Below are 15,254 nucleotides of genomic sequence, written 5' to 3' on the forward strand. Positions count from 1 at the left end.
TCCCCGCTCCCGGCGCCCCCGTCTCGCCCCCGGGTCCCCCCGGCCCCCCCCCCCACCGGGGGCGGGGCGCGGGGTCCCCGCCCCGGGGGGCGCCGGGGGCGGCGCGGGGGTGGGCGCGGGGCGCGGCGCCGGAGCCCGGCGCGGGGTGTGCGAGGGCCTGCTTCGAACTGCTCACTGCCCGAGCACGTCCTTGATCTCCTTGGTGGCGGCGCTCCATCCCTGGGCCGGGGTCTTGCCCTTCTGCTCCACCTGGAGGATGCCGACATCAGTGATCGCGGTGCCGATCGGCTGGTCCTTGATACCGAAGACCTGCACCGGGATCGTCTTCGCCGAGTCGGAGAAGATCTGGGTGATCGGCGCGTTCGAGAAGTAGGCCGTCGTGTCGGCCGCGGGCTTCAGGCCGGCGTACGCCGCCGGGGTCGACGGGAAGCTGGCCTGCTTGGCGAAGACCTTCGCCTGCTGCTCGGGCGCGGTCAGCCACTTCGCCAGCGCCACGGCGTCGGCCTGGTGCTTGGTCGCCGTCGGCACGCCGAGGAACGAACCGCCCCAGTTGGCCGCGGTCGGCGCAGCCGCCACGTCCCAGTTGCCCTTGCCGGAGTCGCCCGACTTCTGCTCGATGTAGCCGATCATCCAGGCGGGGCAGGCCACCGTCGCGAAACTGGCGTTGGCGAAACCCTGGTCCCAGGTCGGGTCGAACTGCTTGAGCTTCGCCGACATGTTGCTGGTCGCCACCGCCATCGCCGCGTTCCAAGCCGCCTTCACACCGGTCGACTTGTCCCAGATGACGTTGCCGTCCTTGTCGTAGTACCGCTGGCTCTCGCCGCCGATGGCCGCGTTGTAGACGGACGACGCGGAGTCCACGAACTTGGTGCCCTTGGGCGCCTTCTTCATGTAGTCCTTGCCGACGTTGACGTACTTCGTCCAGTCGCCCTTCCACAGGCTGGCGAGCTGGGTGCGGTCGGTGGGCAGACCGGCCTTCTTGAAGAGGTCCTTGCGGTAGCAGATCGCCATCGGACCGGTGTCGGTGCCGAGGCCTATCTGCTTGCCGTCCTTGGTGGTGGCCTGGGCGTTCTTCCAGGGCAGCCACTGCGACGTGTCGACGTCCTTGCCGAGGTCGACGAACTTGTCGGCCTGCGTCTGGACCGCCTCGGTGATGTTGCCGACCTCGATGGCCTGGATGTCGTCGGTGCCCGAACCGGCCTGGAGCCGGGTGAGGACCTTCGGCCAGTACACGTCGGTACGGGTGGTGACGTCCTCCTTGATGGTGATGTTCGGGTGGAGCTTCATGTACTCGTCGTACAGACCGGCCTGCTTGTAGCCGAAGACGCCGAAGGTACCGACGGTCAGCGTGGTCTTGCCCTTGGAAGTGCCGCCGCTCGAATTCGACGAGGTGCCGTTCGAGTCACTGGAGCAGCCGGCCAGCACCCCTGTGGTCAGTGCGGCGACGGCCGCGAGGGCCATCAGCCGATGGGACCGTCGGGTACTCGTGCGCATTGCGTCCTCCTGTTGCCTGACGTGCCGACCCCCCGGCCAACTGCATTGTTGGGCCCGTTAGTTCACGCTGCGGCTCGGGCGGGGAACGTGCGGGATGTGTATGTGTCAGGTACCGTGGGAGCGCTCCCACCGGTGATGTGTTGAAGAGTCGTCGGTTCGCGCGGGGGTGTCAAGGGAGCGGACGCGGAGAGATGCGTTCAGTTATCGGGCTGTTAGCTAACCCCGGGGGAGGGACGGAATCGGCCGGAGGCGGGGCTCCGCACGCCCCTCTTCGCTGATCAGGACTGTTACATTCCAGGCCAACGGGTGGGTCGACAGGAGGCGGAGCCAATGGCAAGCCACGGAGCGCGGGGCCGGAGCGGTGGCCGGCCGACCTTGGAGGAGGTCGCGGCGCGCGCCGGTGTGGGCCGCGGCACGGTCTCCCGGGTGATCAACGGTTCGCCGAGGGTCAGCGACGCGACCCGCGCGGTGGTGGAGGCGGCGGTCGCCGAACTCGGCTACGTCCCCAACACGGCCGCCCGCGCCCTCGCCGCGAACCGCACCGACGCCATCGCCCTCGTCGTCCCCGAGCCGGAGACCCGCTTCTTCGCGGAACCGTACTTCTCGGACATGCTCAAGGGCGTCGGCTCCGAACTCTCCGAGACCGAGATGCAGTTGCTGCTGATCTTCGCGGGCAGCGACCGCGAACGACAGCGCCTCGCCCAGTACTTGGCCGCACACCGGGTGGACGGCGTCCTGCTGGTGTCCGTCCACGCGGACGACCCGCTTCCCGATCTGCTGGCGCAACTGGAGATCCCTGCGGTGATCAGCGGCCCGCGCTCGGCGCTGGAAACCCTGACCTCCGTCGACTCGGACAACTACGGCGGCGCGCGCTCCGCCGTGGAACACTTGTTGTCCCGGGGCCGCACCCGCATCGCCCACATCACCGGCCGCCTCGACGTCTACGGCGCCCAGCGCCGCGTCGACGGCTACCGCGAGGCGCTGCTCGACGCGGGCCACGAAGTGGACGAACACCTCATCCAGCCGGGTGACTTCACCGAGGAGGGCGGCCGACGGGCGATGAAGGAGTTGCTGGCCCGCCGCCCCGATGTGGACGCGGTCTTCGCCGGCTCGGACGTCATGGCGGCCGGCGCCCGCCAGGTCCTCCGCGAGGAGGGCCGCGTCATCCCCGACGACGTGGCCCTCGTCGGCTACGACGACTCGGCCATCGCCCGCCACATGGACCCGCCCCTCACCAGCGTCCGCCAGCCCATCGAGGAGATGGGCCGCGCGATGATCGACCTGCTGCTGGCCGAGATCGCGGACCGCCGCCCGGCCACGTCCCGGGGACTGGAGCGCCGACAGGCGGTACTGGCAACGGAGTTGGTGACGCGGGCGTCGTCCTGAAACGTGGGGTGCGTTCAGGGATTTCCGCTCCCCACCCGGCCCTTCACCGTCCAGGCTGGTTCCCATGACACCCCGTCCCCACCCCCTCCTGACCGTCGACAGAATCCCCGCGACCGAGCCCTACCTCCACACCGTGGGCAAAGTCTTCCGAGCCTTCCGCGAACAGGACTCCGGATGTGTCTCCTACGGCGTCCAATTCCCGGACGGGGAACGCTGGTTCGTGAAGGAGGCGACAACTCCCGCCGCCCAGGCCTCACTTGACGGCGCCTGGGCCTTCCACCGAGCCGTACGGCACCCGGCGATCGTCCCGCAACTCCACCGCATCACCGTGACGGACGGTGGCCGCACGGCGGTCGTCATGCCCTGGCGCCCCGGCGAGTCCCTGTACGGCCCCGCCCGTGCCCGCTTCCGTGCCCTGCCCCTCGCCTCCGTCCTCCGCGCGGTCGACCGCGTCCTGGACGCCCACCTCGCCGTGGAGGCGGCGGGCATGGTCGCGGTCGATCTCTACGACGGGGCGTTCCTCTACGACTTCTACGGCGACGCGCTCCACCTCGTCGACCTCGACGAGTACCGCCCCGGCCCCTTCGTCCTCCAGGACGACCGCCTCCCGGGCTCCGCCCGTTTCATGGCCCCCGAGGAGTGGCACCGCGGCGCCCGCATCGACATCCGCACGACGGTCTACGCCCTCGGCCGCACCGCCCGCCTCCTCCTCGACGCCGGCGACGGTGAACGGGCCTGGCGGGGTACGGCGGCCCAACTCGCCGTCCTGGAAAGGGCCACCCGCGCCGATCCCGCCGAACGGTTCGCGGGCGTACGGGAGTTCACGGACGCGTGGCGCGCCGCCACCTGACCTCGCCGTCCTGCCACTCGTCCGTCGGCGTCAGTCCCGCCGCCGTAGCGACTGCCGCGGATGCCTGGTGGTCCGGGTGGATGTGCGCGACGACCGTAGGAACCGCCTGTTCTTCGAGCCAGGACACCAGGCCCCGCGCCGCCTCGCTCGCCAGGCCTCGCCCCTGCCAGGGTGCGCCGACCACCCAGGCGATCTCGGCCTCGGACCCGGTCACGGTGGCTTGCACGGTGCCCGTGAGGCGGGCTTCGGTGCGGAGGCGGAGGACCCAGTTGAGCCAGGAGACCGCCGGGTCCGGGGAGCCGGCGACCAGGCGCTCGTAACGGGTGCGAAGGGCGGCGGGGGTGAGGGGAGCCCCGCCGGTGAAGGTGTGGAGGGCGGGGGAGGAGAGGACCGTGGCCATCTCGGTGGCGTGCTCCGCGCGGAGGGGGAGGAGGTCGAGACGGGGGGTGCGGATGCGCGCTGGGTACACGGGGGGGGCTCCCGGAAATAAAGAATCAGCCGGTGACTCCGTTTCCGGAGTCACCGGCTGATTACTCAGGGTGAGTGACGGGACTTGAACCCGCGACTTCCTGGACCACAACCAGGTGCTCTACCAGCTGAGCTACACCCACCATGCCCGGTCGTTCACTCAGTGAGTTTCCGACCGGCCGAGAAAAAGTGTACAGGGTCCGAAGGGGTGCTCGCGCACGCCTTTTACGAGGTGGGCAGGACGTGCTTCGCGGCGATCGTGCGGGCCGTGTCGGAGTCGGGGCCGGGCTGCGGGACGAAGATCGCCTCGCGGTAGTAGCGCAGTTCGGCGATGGACTCGCGGATGTCGGCGAGGGCGCGGTGGTTGCCCTTCTTCTCCGGGCTGTTGAAGTACGCCCGCGGGTACCAGCGCCGGGCCAGTTCCTTCACCGAGGAGACGTCCACGATGCGGTAGTGGAGGTACTCCTCCAGGGTCGGCATGTCACGGAGGAGGAAACCGCGGTCGGTGCCGACCGAGTTGCCGCACAGCGGGGCCTTGCCCGGCTCCTTGACGTGCTCCCGGATGTACGCCAGGACCAGCTCCTCGGCGTCGGCCAGCGTCGTACCGCCGGCCAACTCGTCGAGCAGGCCGGATGCGGTGTGCATCTGGCGTACTACGTCCGGCATCGTCTCCAGCGCCTGGTCCGGCGGGCGGATGACGATGTCCACCCCTTCCCCGAGCACGTTCAGCTCGGAGTCGGTGACGAGGGCGGCCACCTCGATGAGAGCGTCGTCGGACAGCGAGAGGCCGGTCATCTCGCAGTCGATCCACACCATGCGATCGTTCATGTGTCTAACCTTAAGGTGCGCGCCGCTCAGCTGAGCCGACCGTGCGGTGACCTTGTGGTCCGGGGGCACGCGAAAACCCCCGGAGATCCCCTGACGGAGACCTCCGGGAGCATGCGGTTGCTACGTCCCGCTCCGCTGGCCGGGCAGACTCGCGGCCCGGCTTGTGGCGTACGCCTCACGGCCGCCGTTCTCCGCGGAGGAGGCCGACGAAGCGGACGCCGTCGCCGACAGCGCACTCGCCGCCGCCCGGCGCGACTGCATCGGAACCGGGCCCTCCGGATGCAGCGAGGGCGGCAGCCCGGCCGGACCCAGGGACGCCGGACCGCCGGGCTGGCCGGGAGCGCTGTCGCTGTCCACCTGCTTGTCGCCCTGGGGCCTGCGGGCGCGGTACGCGGCCCGGTAGGCGGCCGGCGACGAGCCCAGCTGGCGCCGGAAGTGGCCGCGCAGGGCCACCGGCGAGCGGAAGCCGCAGCGGCCCGCGACCTCGTCCACCGAGTAGTCCGACGTCTCCAGCAGGCGCTGCGCCTGGAGCACCCGCTGCGTGATCAGCCACTGCAGGGGAGCGCTCCCGGTGAGCGAGCGGAAGCGGCGGTCGAACGTACGCCTGCTCATGTACGCGCGTGCCGCCAGCGTCTCCACGTCGAACTGTTCGTGGAGGTGCTCCAGCGCCCAGGCGACGACCTCCGCGAGCGGGTCGGCGCCGATCTCCTCCGGTAAAGACCGGTCGAGGTAGCGCTCCTGGCCGCCGCTTCGGCGCGGGGGGACCACCAGGCGCCGGGCGAGCGCGCCGGCCGCCTCGTTGCCGTGGTCCGTCCGCACGATGTGGAGACAGAGATCGATTCCGGCCGCCGTACCGGCGGACGTCAGTACGTCTCCGTCGTCGACGAAGAGTTCCCGCGGATCCACGTGCACCGACGGGTAGCGCTTGGCCAGCGTCGGCGCGTACATCCAGTGGGTGGTCGCGGGGCGGCCGTCCAACAGGCCCGCCGCCGCCAGCACGAAGGCGCCGGTGCACAGGCCCACTATGCGGGCCCCTTCCTCGTGCGCCCGGCGAATCGCGTCGAGTGCCTCCTCCGGCGGTGGCGAGGTGATCGACCGCCAGGCCGGCACGACGACGGTGCCCGCCCGTGAGATCGCTTCCAGGCCATGCGGTGTGGTGAGTTCCAGCCCTCCGGTGGTGCGCAGCGGGCCTTCTTCGCCGCCGCACACAAGGAGGCGGTAGCGCGGAACCCCGGCGTCCTGCCGGTCGATTCCGAACACCGACAGCGGTATGGAACTCTCGAAGATGGGGCCGCCGCTGAACAGCAGCACCGCGACGATCTCCTTGCGGCGTCGCCCGGAAAGCTTCCGGGCCGCGGCTTCCGGCGCGGCAGTGGAGTCGTGGCTCATACTGCTAAGCCCCCCTCGGTGGTCGCGGCGCCCCTAACTTGTCGGGCATGTCGCTCCAGCACGTTTCCCCTCGGTCCTGCACGAGTCCCCCGCCGTAAGACGTCAAGATCGAATCTACTGTGTCCAGTGGTGCCGGGGTGACCAGTTCGGCAACCGGCATATTGTCGACATGGCAACTTGGCGTGAAGCATTCGATCACGAAGCGTTGCACTCGTGGGCCGTGCAGGGAAGTGCGCCTCGTCGTAGTGGCCAATCCCCGTAGGGTGCGCAGGGCCTCCCAGACCCTTTCGGTGCAGGTGGAACGGGGGTTGGGGGGTGGTTCGGACAACAGATGCGCGGTGGCCGGAAGTTGGCTGAAAAGCGTCGGGCGCGTGCGCGGAAACCGGTCAGTCGACCGGTGTGCTTCCCCCGGCGTGCCGCCCGCCCCTGTGCGCCCCCGCCCCGGCCCGGTGCCGGTGGCCGCGGTGCGGGGGGTGTTCTTCGGCCAGCAGCCGGGGCGTGCCCTGCTCGGACCGGCGCAGCAGCATCCAGCAGGCGGCGGTGACGGCCGCGAGACCCAGGGCCGTACCGGCGGCGCCGGCGAGCGAGGTGCCGTACCAGAGGAGGACGAGGGGGACGAGGACGCAGCTGAAGACCGCCCAGCGGACCACGTCGCTCGCGGTGTCCGCGCTGGGGTGTGCCTCGGAGGTCGTGCGGTGTCCGGACATGGCGTGCTCCCTGGGGCGGTGGCTCGCCGGGTTCAACGCGTGTTCGATGCGTCGGTCACTGTAGGGCAGCCGATGGATGGACGCGGACGCCCCGCGGACAAGTGAATCCTGTGCAAACCGCCTGTACGGGGCAGCAACCATTGCGTTACGGGCGCCCCCTCGTGCATGCTCCGGGGAACTCCGCCGGAGCGTGTGCGGGATATGGGCTAAGGAGGAGTGCCGCCGTACCCTTGGGGGTATGGGGTTGGGAAGATGATTCCCGGACACAGCTCCGCCGCACACTGTTGTCCCCTCCCAAGAGGATCAAAAAGCCGAGACACCCATGGCCGGTCACGAATCTTTCGAACCCGCGGACCGCAAGCGGCCCGTCGCCGATCCCACGGCGGCCGAGCCCCTGGCGGCGGAACAGCCACGTCATTCCTGCGATCCCGCCTTCAAGCACGGCGTCGTCGTCGGTTTCGACGGCTCCACGTCCAGTGAGCGTGCCCTCGCGTACGCCATCGGCATGGCCCACCGCTCCGGCTCGGGCCTGGTGATCGTGCATGTCGCCAACCGGCTGCCCACCACGGTGTGGGCGGGCTGCGAGCCACCGGTCTTCGTCGACGTGCCGGATCACCGCACCGAAGTGCTCGGCCTTGAGCTGGCGTGCGCCGAATACCTCGCCGAAGTGCCCTGGATCCTCGTCGAGCGCGGCGGCGACATCTGCCACGAACTCGAAGAGGTGGGGCGGGAGTACGAGGCGGACGCGATCGTCGTGGGCTCGACCCACGGCATCGTGGGACGCATCTTCGGCTCCGTCGCGGGGCGGCTCGCCAAGCGGGCGCAGCGGCCCGTCGTCGTTATCCCGTAGTCGTCCCGTGGCGCGGCTGGGTTCCTTCTGAATTCGCTGTTGTGCAGAGGTGTTTGTGTCCTTGTGAAGGGCATATATCGGTCACACCGCACAACCGCACATGCACGAAGGGAGCCCGCCGTGGACAATGACGTCTCCGCGGGAAGCACGGGAAGCACCACCTCGATCGTCGGCCGACTCGCCCTGGGAATCACCCTGTTGGCCTTCGGGCTCGGGTACACGAATGTCATCAACGGAGTGTCGGCGGCTGACGCCGTGTCACTCGCCCACTACGTAGGCGGAGTTGCCCTCTTCGTCGCCGGGTTGTTCGCGTTCCGCGACGGCGACACCGTCACCGGTACGGCGTTCTCGGCGTTCGGTGCGCTCTGGTTCACCTGGGCCGTCGGGGCGGGGCACTCCGTGTCGGCCAACGCGACGGGGTTGTTCCTGGTCCTGTTCGCCCTGGTCGCGCTGTCGTTGACCCTCGCGGGAGGGGACCAACTCACCCAGGGGACCTACGGGTTGTTCTTCGTCTCCCTCGTGCTGCTCGCGATCGCCCAGTTCGCCGGGAACGACGGGCTGAGCAAGGTCGGGGGGTGGTTCGGTGTCGCGGCGGGGGCTGTTGCCTGGTATTCGGCGACGGCGGCGCTCGCACACTGGCCGACGGTTCTTCCTCGTCGGGCGGCCGGTCGGGGCGTGACGGCCATCAGTTGACCGGCAGCGGAAGGCCCCCCACGTGTATGAGGCACACGTGGGGGGCCTTTCTGTTGTCCTGCCTCTGCGGGTGCGTGGGGGCTGGTCGCGCAGTTCCCCGCGCCCCTTTGGGGCGCTACTCGACCGTGACCGACTTCGCGAGGTTCCTCGGCTTGTCGATGTCCCGGCCCAGCGCCAACGCCGTGTGGTAGGCGAGGAGTTGAAGAGGAATCCCCATCAGGATGGGATCCAGCTCGTCCTCGTTCTTCGGGACCACGATCGTCTGGTCGGCCTTTTCCTGGTGCTGGTGGGCCACCGCGAGGATGCGGCCGCTGCGGGCCTTGATCTCCTCCAGGGCGGCGCGGTTCTTCTCCAGGAGGTCGTCGTCGGGGACGATCGCGACCGTGGGGAGGGCGGGCTCGATCAGGGCGAGGGGGCCGTGCTTCAGCTCCGAGGCGGGGTAGGCCTCGGCGTGGATGTAGGAGACCTCCTTGAGCTTCAGGGAGGCCTCGCGGGCGACCGGGTAGCCGCGGACGCGGCCGATGAACAGCATCGAGCGGGCCTCGGCGTACTCGGCCGCCAGCTTCTTGATCTCGTCCTCGCGGTCGAGGATCTCGGAGATCTGGGCCGGCAGCTTGCGCAGGCCCTCGATGATGCGCTTGCCGTCGCGGACGGAGAGGTCGCGGGTGCGGCCGAGGTGGAGGGCCAACAGGGCGAAGGCGACTGTGGTGTTGGTGAAGCACTTGGTCGAGACGACACAGACCTCGGGGCCGGCGTGGACGTACATGCCGCCGTCCGCCTCGCGGGCGATCGCCGAGCCGACGACGTTGACCACGCCGAGGACCCGTGCGCCCTTGCGCTTCAGCTCCTGGACCGCGGCGAGGACGTCGTACGTCTCACCGGACTGCGAGACCGCGATGTAGAGGGTGTCGGGGTCCACGACCGCGTTGCGATAGCGGAACTCCGAAGCCGGCTCGGCGTCCGCGGGGATGCGGGCCAGCTCCTCGATCATCTGGGCGCCGATCATGCCCGCGTGGTACGAGGTGCCGCAGCCGAGGATCTTCACGCGGCGGATCTGCCGGGCCTCGCGGGCGTCCAGGTTCAGGCCGCCGAGGTGCACGGTGGAGAAGCGGTCGTCGATCCGGCCGCGCAGCACGCGGTCCACGGCGTCGGCCTGCTCGAAGATCTCCTTGTGCATGTAGGTGTCGTGGCCGCCCATGTCGTAGGAGGCGGCCTCCCACTCGACGGTGGTGGGCTCGGACGTGGTGCGGGTGCCCTCGGTGGTGTATGTCCGGAAGTCGTCGGCCTTGAGGGTCGCCATCTCGCCGTCGTCGAGGGTCACTATCTGGCGCGTGTGCGTCACCAGTGCGGCGATGTCCGAGGCGACGAACATCTCCTTTTCGCCGATGCCGAGGACCACCGGGGAGCCGTTTCGAGCCACCACGATGCGGTCGGGGAAGTCGGCGTGCAGGACGGCGATGCCGTAGGTGCCCTCGATCACGCGGAGCGCCTGGCGGACCTTCTCCTCCAGGGTCTCCGCCTGGGAGCGGGCGATGAGGTGGGTGAGGACCTCGGTGTCGGTCTCGGAGAGGAACTCGACGCCGTCCGCTTCGAGCTTCTTGCGGAGGTCGGAGGCGTTGTCGATGATGCCGTTGTGGACGACGGCGACCTTGTGGTCGGCCGACAGGTGCGGGTGGGCGTTCACGTCGGAGGGGGCGCCGTGCGTGGCCCAGCGGGTGTGGGCGATGCCGGTGGTGCCCTTGAAGCGTGCCGGGACCTTGGCCTCCAGGTCACGGACCCTTCCCTTGGCCTTGACCATCTTCAGGCCGGCCGCCTTCGGGGTCGTCACGACGATGCCCGCGGAGTCGTAGCCGCGGTACTCCAGCCGCTGCAGGCCCTCCAGCAGAAGCGGAGCAACGTCACGCTTGCCGATGTATCCGACGATTCCGCACATATATATACGTATTCCTAGCCGTAGACGATCCGGCGCAGCTGCCGGAGTGTGAGCTCCGGCGGGGCCACGGCCCGGTATTTCAGGTCCGCCTCGATCCGGTCGAAGATCGTCGCGTTGACCAGGCCCTGGGCCTGGAGTTCGCGGTGGCGGCGACGGACGTACTCCTCGGTCGTCTCGTCGAAGTAGGCGAGCACGTCCTGGATCACCCGCAGTGCCTCGCCCCGGTTGAGGGGCGTGGACCGCGTCAGATGATCAACGAGTTCGTCGTGCACCCGGATGATCCTGAGGCACCGGAGGGCGGTTTGCAAGAATCCTGCCCGATATCGGGCAACGGTCTGTTGAAAGTCTTATGGGGCTCTGTTCGTAAGCTGTCCATCCTGTGTCTTGCGCACCGTTGCTCATGTCGACGAGTTTCAGACGCCATGGACATTCCTCGTATGGGAGTACCCGCAGAGCTCGCCGAGCGCATGAGCATGGCGGAGCAGCACGAGTACCTGCGCGCGAGATTCTCGCGTCGCACGATGATCAGAGGCGGTGCCGTGACCCTCGGCGCCGTCGCGGGCGGCGTGTTCGTACCGGGCGCCGTCGCCCAGGCGGCCGTCCCCACCCGGACCACCGCCACCTACGCCGCCACCGAGACGGTGGACGGGGCCCTCGTCTCCCCGTTCGGCCGCCACCTCGCGTTCGGCAACGACCCGAGCACCGAGGTCACGGTCTCCTGGCAGGTCCCGACCAACGTCAAGAAGCCGTTCGTCCGCATAGGCGCGCACCCCTGGGACCTCTCCCGCAAGATCGAGGCCGAGGTGCGCACCCTGTACACCCCGGCGGGCGTCGGCGCGAGCGGCGACCACACCCAGTACTACCTGCACGCCAAGCTCACCCACCTGCGTCCGGGCAGGACCTACTACTACGGCGTCGGCCACGCGGGCTTCGACCCCGCCGAGGCCCACCTGCTCGGCACGCTTGGCACCTTCACCACCGCCCCCGACTGCGCCGTGCCGTTCACCTTCACCGCCTTCGGCGACGAGGGCGTCGGCTACCACGGCCTGGCCAACAACAGCCTGCTCCTCGGCCAGAACCCGGCCTTCCACCTGCACGCCGGCGACATCTGCTACGCCGACCCGGCCGGCGCGGGCAAGACCACCGACACCGGCTTCGACTCGCGGACGTGGGACCTGTTCCTCGCCCAGACCGAGTCGGTCGCCAAGTCCGTGCCGTGGATGCCCGCCTACGGCAACCACGACATGGAGGCCTGGTACTCGCCCAACGGCTACGGCGGCGAGGACGCCCGCTGGAACCTCCCGGACAACGGCCCCGACAAGGCGAACCTGCCGGGCGTCTACTCCTTCGTCTACGGCAACACGGCGGTCATCTCGCTGGACGCCAACGACGTGTCCTTCGAGATCCCGGCCAACCTCGGCATCTCCGGCGGCACCCAGACCACCTGGCTGGAGGCGCAGCTCAAGAAGTTCCGCGCGTCCAAGGGCATCGACTTCGTGGTGATCTTCTTCCACCACTGCGCGTACTGCACCTCCACCGCGCACTCCTCGGAGGGGGGAGTGCGCGACGAGTGGGTGCCGCTGTTCGAGAAGTACACGGTGGACCTGGTCATCAACGGCCACAACCACCAGTACGAGCGCACCGACGTCATCAAGAACAACGCCGTCGTCAAGAAGCTGCCGATCGGCGGCACGGCGTACCCGGAGACCGAGGGTGTCGTCTACGTGACGGCGGGCGCGGCCGGCCGCAGCCTGTACGCGTTCTCCGCCCCGGACTCCTACGAGGGTCACGTCGCCGACGTCGACTCCGTGGCCGCCTTCGTCAACACGAAGGACGGCAAGGTCAACGAGACGGTCGCCTGGTCCCGCGTCCGCTACCTCAACTACTCGTTCCTGCGGGTGGACGTCCAGCCCGCCTCGAAGGGCCGTACGGCCACCCTGACGGTCCGCGGCATCGCCGAGACCGGCGCCGAGGTCGACCGCTTCACGGTCGCCCGCAAGGCCAAGTAAGCCCCGTCAAGGCCGAGTAGCCTCCGTCGTACGCCCGGAAGGCAGGGCGTAGGCACACCGCAGGCGGTCCTCAGATGCGTTTGAGGACCGCCTGTTTGGCCATCGCGAACTCCTCGTCCGTGAGCACCCCGTCCCGGTGCAGCTCACCGAGTTCGCGCAACCGCCGCAGCAGCGCGTCGTGGCCGTCCTCCGTCGCGGCCGTCAACTCCCTTGCGGGTTCGGGCTGTTCGGGTCCTACGTCCGGCTCGGCCGCGGGGTGCGGGAGGCGGGCCTGCACGGCGGCGGCGACCAGGGCCATCAGCGGGTCCTTCTTGAAGCCCCACAGCTCAACGGAGTTGGGGTCGTACTTGGGCGGCGCCTTGGTCGGCGCGTTACGCACCGAGAAGCGGAGGTAGCCGTTCTCCAGCCCGGCCGACGGACGCCACTCCACGCCGACGAGATCCGCGACGGCGAGGGTCCGGGCGCCGGCGGCGGACTTGGCGTCCTCGGTCTTCCAGTTCCACTCCAGCCGTACGCGCTCGCCGTCGAAGCTCGCGGTGCCGTCCCCGGCGGACACCGAGAGCGGCACGGCCGGGCCCGGCAGCAGATACGCGTCCACCGGGTCGGCCGGTACCCGGTCGAGCAGCAGGGCGCCCCGCACCTCGTCCACGAAGTACTCGGCGACGCCGTAGCGGTCCGACTCGACGGCGAGCTGATAGGGGTCCTCGCTCTCGGCGAGCCGGCCGCCGGTGGCGTGCAGCAGCGGGTCGGCGCCGTCGCGCAGCCGCAGTCTCAGCCGCCCCGACCTCCGGCCCTGCTCGAACGAGACACCCGCCAACGCCCCCAGCGGGACGACGAGTTCACCCAGGGTCCGGCGGAACAGGCCGACGTTCCTGTCCCGGCCGGGAGTCAGCCGCAGGGCGTCGCCGTCGAAGACCCAGGTGCCGTCCTTCTGGATGATTTCCGCCATGGGAGGGATTCTTCCACCGGCCAGGCGACAGAATGGTCTGTACCTGTCCGGGCTCAACGGAAGTTCAAAGGAAGGGACCCGCTCGTGAGACGCCTTGTGAGACAGCGCCACAGAACGACCCGCCTCCTCGGTTCGCTGCTGCTCGTCGCCGCCGCGAGCGTGTCCGTCGCCGGCGCCGCACCCCCGGCACAGTCCGCCGCCGTCACCCCGCTGGGCCGGGTGATTCCGGCGCCCGCCTCGGTGACCCCGGGCGGACAGCCGTACCGGATCACGAGCGGTACCCGTATCCGCGTCGGCGAGTCACGCGAGTCGCGCCGGATCGGCGAGTACCTCGCGGGCATCCTGCGCCCCTCCACCGGTTACCGGCTGCCGGTCACCTCGCGGGGCAAGGGCGGCATCCAACTCCGGCTGTCCAAGGGCACGTTCGGCGCCGAGGGCTACCGTCTCGTCAGTGGTGCCTCCGGTGTCACCATCACCGCGAGCAGGTCCGCGGGCCTCTTCCACGGCGTGCAGACCCTGCGCCAACTCCTGCCCGCCGCCGTCGAGAAGGACTCCGTGCAGCGCGGCCCCTGGCGGATCGCGGGCGGCACCGTCGAGGACTCGCCGCGCTACGCCTACCGCGGCGCCATGCTCGACGTCTCCCGGCACTTCTTCACGGTCGACCAAGTCAAGCGCTACATCGACCAGTTGGCCCTCTACAAGATCAACGAACTGCATCTGCACCTGAGCGACGACCAGGGCTGGCGCATCGCCGTCAACTCCTGGCCCAGCCTGGCGACTTACGGCGGCTCGACCGAGGTCGGCGGCGGCACCGGCGGCCACTACACCAAGGACGACTACAAGGAGATCGTCCGCTACGCCGCCTCCCGCTATCTGGAGGTCGTCCCCGAGATCGACATGCCCGGCCACACCAACGCGGCCCTCGCCTCCTACGCCGACCTGAACTGCGACGGCGTGGCACCCCCGCTCTACACGGGCACGGACGTCGGCTTCAGCTCGCTGTGCGTCGGCAAGGACCTCACCTACAGCTTCGTGGACGACGTGGTCCGCGAGCTGGCCGCGCTCACCCCGGGCCGCTACCTCCACATCGGCGGCGACGAGGCGCACTCCACCAGCCATGACGACTACGTCAAGTTCATGGACCGGGTGCAGCCGATCGTCACCAAGTACGGCAAGACGGTGATCGCCTGGCACCAGATCACCGGAGCCCACCCCGTGAAGGGCGCCCTCGCCCAGTACTGGGGGCTCGACGACACCGACGCCGCCGAAAAGGCACAGGTCGCCGAGGCCGCGAAGAACGGCACCGGGCTGATCCTCTCGCCCGCCGACCGGGTCTACCTCGACATGAAGTACACCGAGGCCACCCCGCTCGGCCAGGACTGGGCGGGCCTGGTCGAGGTGAAGCGGTCCTACGACTGGGACCCGGGCAACTACCTTGCCGGGGTGCCGAGTTCGGCGATCCGTGGCGTCGAGGCACCGCTGTGGTCGGAGACCATCGTGACCGACGCCGACATCCAGTACATGGCCTTCCCCCGGCTGCCGGGCGTCGCCGAGCTGGGCTGGTCGCCGGCCTCGACGCACGACTGGGACACCTACAAGGTGCGGCTCGCGGCGCAGGCGCCGAGGTGGGAGGCGTTGGGGATCGACTACTACCGGTCGCCCCAAGTCCCGTGGCCGGCCCGGTAGTTGTTGCCGCAT

At 69.6% G+C, this 15,254-nt stretch carries 14 protein-coding genes and 1 tRNA gene; 6 read left to right on the top strand and 9 right to left on the bottom strand.

Annotation, left to right across the window (positions count from 1 at the left end):
* Positions 1-171 precede the first annotated feature (171 nt).
* Entirely contained in the window at positions 172-1,494 is a 1,323-nt protein-coding gene (locus ACIQBL_RS13865) for an ABC transporter substrate-binding protein (RefSeq protein ID WP_401940752.1), read from the bottom strand.
* Between the two features lie 330 nt (positions 1,495-1,824).
* Here ACIQBL_RS13865 and ACIQBL_RS13870 point away from each other — a divergent pair, with 330 nt between their 5' ends.
* Both ACIQBL_RS13870 and ACIQBL_RS13875 read left to right on the top strand, forming a co-directional pair.
* Complete coding sequence (locus ACIQBL_RS13870) at positions 1,825-2,880, top strand: LacI family DNA-binding transcriptional regulator (protein WP_401940755.1); 1,056 nt, start codon at positions 1,825-1,827, stop codon at positions 2,878-2,880.
* Between the two features lie 64 nt (positions 2,881-2,944).
* Positions 2,945-3,730, top strand: a complete 786-nt coding sequence (locus ACIQBL_RS13875) for a serine/threonine protein kinase (protein ID WP_401940758.1) — start codon at positions 2,945-2,947, stop codon at positions 3,728-3,730.
* Here the strand turns inward: ACIQBL_RS13875 and ACIQBL_RS13880 are convergent.
* The 5 genes from ACIQBL_RS13880 to ACIQBL_RS13900 form a co-directional block, all read right to left on the bottom strand.
* Positions 3,702-4,199, bottom strand: coding sequence for a GNAT family N-acetyltransferase (locus tag ACIQBL_RS13880; RefSeq protein WP_401940760.1), 498 nt, complete (start codon positions 4,197-4,199; stop codon positions 3,702-3,704). The two genes, ACIQBL_RS13875 and ACIQBL_RS13880, sit on opposite strands and share 29 nt — an antisense overlap.
* 69 nt (positions 4,200-4,268) lie before the next feature.
* A tRNA-His gene (locus tag ACIQBL_RS13885) sits at positions 4,269-4,341 on the bottom strand.
* 82 nt (positions 4,342-4,423) lie between these two features.
* Positions 4,424-5,026, bottom strand: a complete 603-nt coding sequence (gene orn / locus ACIQBL_RS13890) for an oligoribonuclease (protein WP_078651394.1) — start codon at positions 5,024-5,026, stop codon at positions 4,424-4,426.
* Between the two features lie 120 nt (positions 5,027-5,146).
* Positions 5,147-6,415 carry a GlxA family transcriptional regulator gene (locus tag ACIQBL_RS13895; protein ID WP_401940763.1) on the bottom strand — a complete coding sequence of 423 codons (1,269 nt, stop codon included), beginning with the start codon at positions 6,413-6,415 and terminating at the stop codon, positions 5,147-5,149.
* Positions 6,416-6,801: 386 nt separating this feature from the next.
* Complete coding sequence (locus ACIQBL_RS13900; RefSeq protein WP_401940766.1) at positions 6,802-7,122, bottom strand: hypothetical protein; 321 nt, start codon at positions 7,120-7,122, stop codon at positions 6,802-6,804.
* Positions 7,123-7,444: 322 nt separating this feature from the next.
* Here ACIQBL_RS13900 and ACIQBL_RS13905 point away from each other — a divergent pair, with 322 nt between their 5' ends.
* Both ACIQBL_RS13905 and ACIQBL_RS13910 read left to right on the top strand, forming a co-directional pair.
* The gene (locus tag ACIQBL_RS13905; protein ID WP_019065779.1) at positions 7,445-7,972 is read left to right on the top strand and encodes a universal stress protein; all 528 of its coding nucleotides are present in this window, start codon (positions 7,445-7,447) and stop codon (positions 7,970-7,972) included.
* 120 nt (positions 7,973-8,092) lie between these two features.
* Positions 8,093-8,665, top strand: coding sequence for a GPR1/FUN34/YaaH family transporter (locus ACIQBL_RS13910; protein ID WP_401940769.1), 573 nt, complete (start codon positions 8,093-8,095; stop codon positions 8,663-8,665).
* Positions 8,666-8,780: 115 nt separating this feature from the next.
* Here ACIQBL_RS13910 and glmS read toward each other — a convergent pair whose 3' ends face one another.
* Both glmS and ACIQBL_RS13920 read right to left on the bottom strand, forming a co-directional pair.
* On the bottom strand, positions 8,781-10,598 hold the full coding sequence (glmS, locus tag ACIQBL_RS13915; RefSeq protein ID WP_401940772.1) for a glutamine--fructose-6-phosphate transaminase (isomerizing): 1,818 nt from the start codon (positions 10,596-10,598) through the stop codon (positions 8,781-8,783).
* 14 nt (positions 10,599-10,612) lie between these two features.
* The gene (locus ACIQBL_RS13920) at positions 10,613-10,870 is read right to left on the bottom strand and encodes a hypothetical protein (protein WP_352184416.1); all 258 of its coding nucleotides are present in this window, start codon (positions 10,868-10,870) and stop codon (positions 10,613-10,615) included.
* A gap of 165 nt (positions 10,871-11,035) precedes the next feature.
* Between ACIQBL_RS13920 and ACIQBL_RS13925 the strand changes: the two genes are divergently transcribed.
* The gene (locus ACIQBL_RS13925; RefSeq protein ID WP_401940775.1) at positions 11,036-12,607 is read left to right on the top strand and encodes a purple acid phosphatase family protein; all 1,572 of its coding nucleotides are present in this window, start codon (positions 11,036-11,038) and stop codon (positions 12,605-12,607) included.
* 70 nt (positions 12,608-12,677) lie between these two features.
* Here the strand turns inward: ACIQBL_RS13925 and ACIQBL_RS13930 are convergent, their stop codons facing one another.
* Positions 12,678-13,556 (bottom strand): DUF4429 domain-containing protein, encoded by an 879-nt coding sequence (locus tag ACIQBL_RS13930; RefSeq protein ID WP_401940778.1) that lies wholly within the window; start codon positions 13,554-13,556, stop codon positions 12,678-12,680.
* Between the two features lie 96 nt (positions 13,557-13,652).
* Here ACIQBL_RS13930 and ACIQBL_RS13935 point away from each other — a divergent pair, with 96 nt between their 5' ends.
* Positions 13,653-15,242, top strand: a complete 1,590-nt coding sequence (locus ACIQBL_RS13935; protein ID WP_401942484.1) for a beta-N-acetylhexosaminidase — start codon at positions 13,653-13,655, stop codon at positions 15,240-15,242.
* Positions 15,243-15,254 lie beyond the last annotated feature (12 nt).

This window comes from Streptomyces sp. NPDC088350 (assembly GCF_044753545.1).
Lineage (GTDB): Bacteria > Actinomycetota > Actinomycetes > Streptomycetales > Streptomycetaceae > Streptomyces.

Excerpts from the sequence above, each read along its gene's own strand:
- ACIQBL_RS13865 (WP_401940752.1), bottom strand. The coding sequence starts at position 1,494 with ATGCGCACGAGTACCCGACGGTCCCATCGGCTGATGGCCCTCGCGGCC.
- ACIQBL_RS13870 (WP_401940755.1), top strand. The coding sequence starts at position 1,825 with ATGGCAAGCCACGGAGCGCGGGGCCGGAGCGGTGGCCGGCCGACCTTG.
- ACIQBL_RS13875 (WP_401940758.1), top strand. The coding sequence starts at position 2,945 with ATGACACCCCGTCCCCACCCCCTCCTGACCGTCGACAGAATCCCCGCG.
- orn (WP_078651394.1), bottom strand. The coding sequence starts at position 5,026 with ATGAACGATCGCATGGTGTGGATCGACTGCGAGATGACCGGCCTCTCG.
- ACIQBL_RS13895 (WP_401940763.1), bottom strand. The coding sequence starts at position 6,415 with ATGAGCCACGACTCCACTGCCGCGCCGGAAGCCGCGGCCCGGAAGCTT.
- ACIQBL_RS13900 (WP_401940766.1), bottom strand. The coding sequence starts at position 7,122 with ATGTCCGGACACCGCACGACCTCCGAGGCACACCCCAGCGCGGACACC.
- ACIQBL_RS13905 (WP_019065779.1), top strand. The coding sequence starts at position 7,445 with ATGGCCGGTCACGAATCTTTCGAACCCGCGGACCGCAAGCGGCCCGTC.
- glmS (WP_401940772.1), bottom strand. The coding sequence starts at position 10,598 with ATGTGCGGAATCGTCGGATACATCGGCAAGCGTGACGTTGCTCCGCTT.
- ACIQBL_RS13925 (WP_401940775.1), top strand. The coding sequence starts at position 11,036 with ATGGGAGTACCCGCAGAGCTCGCCGAGCGCATGAGCATGGCGGAGCAG.
- ACIQBL_RS13930 (WP_401940778.1), bottom strand. The coding sequence starts at position 13,556 with ATGGCGGAAATCATCCAGAAGGACGGCACCTGGGTCTTCGACGGCGAC.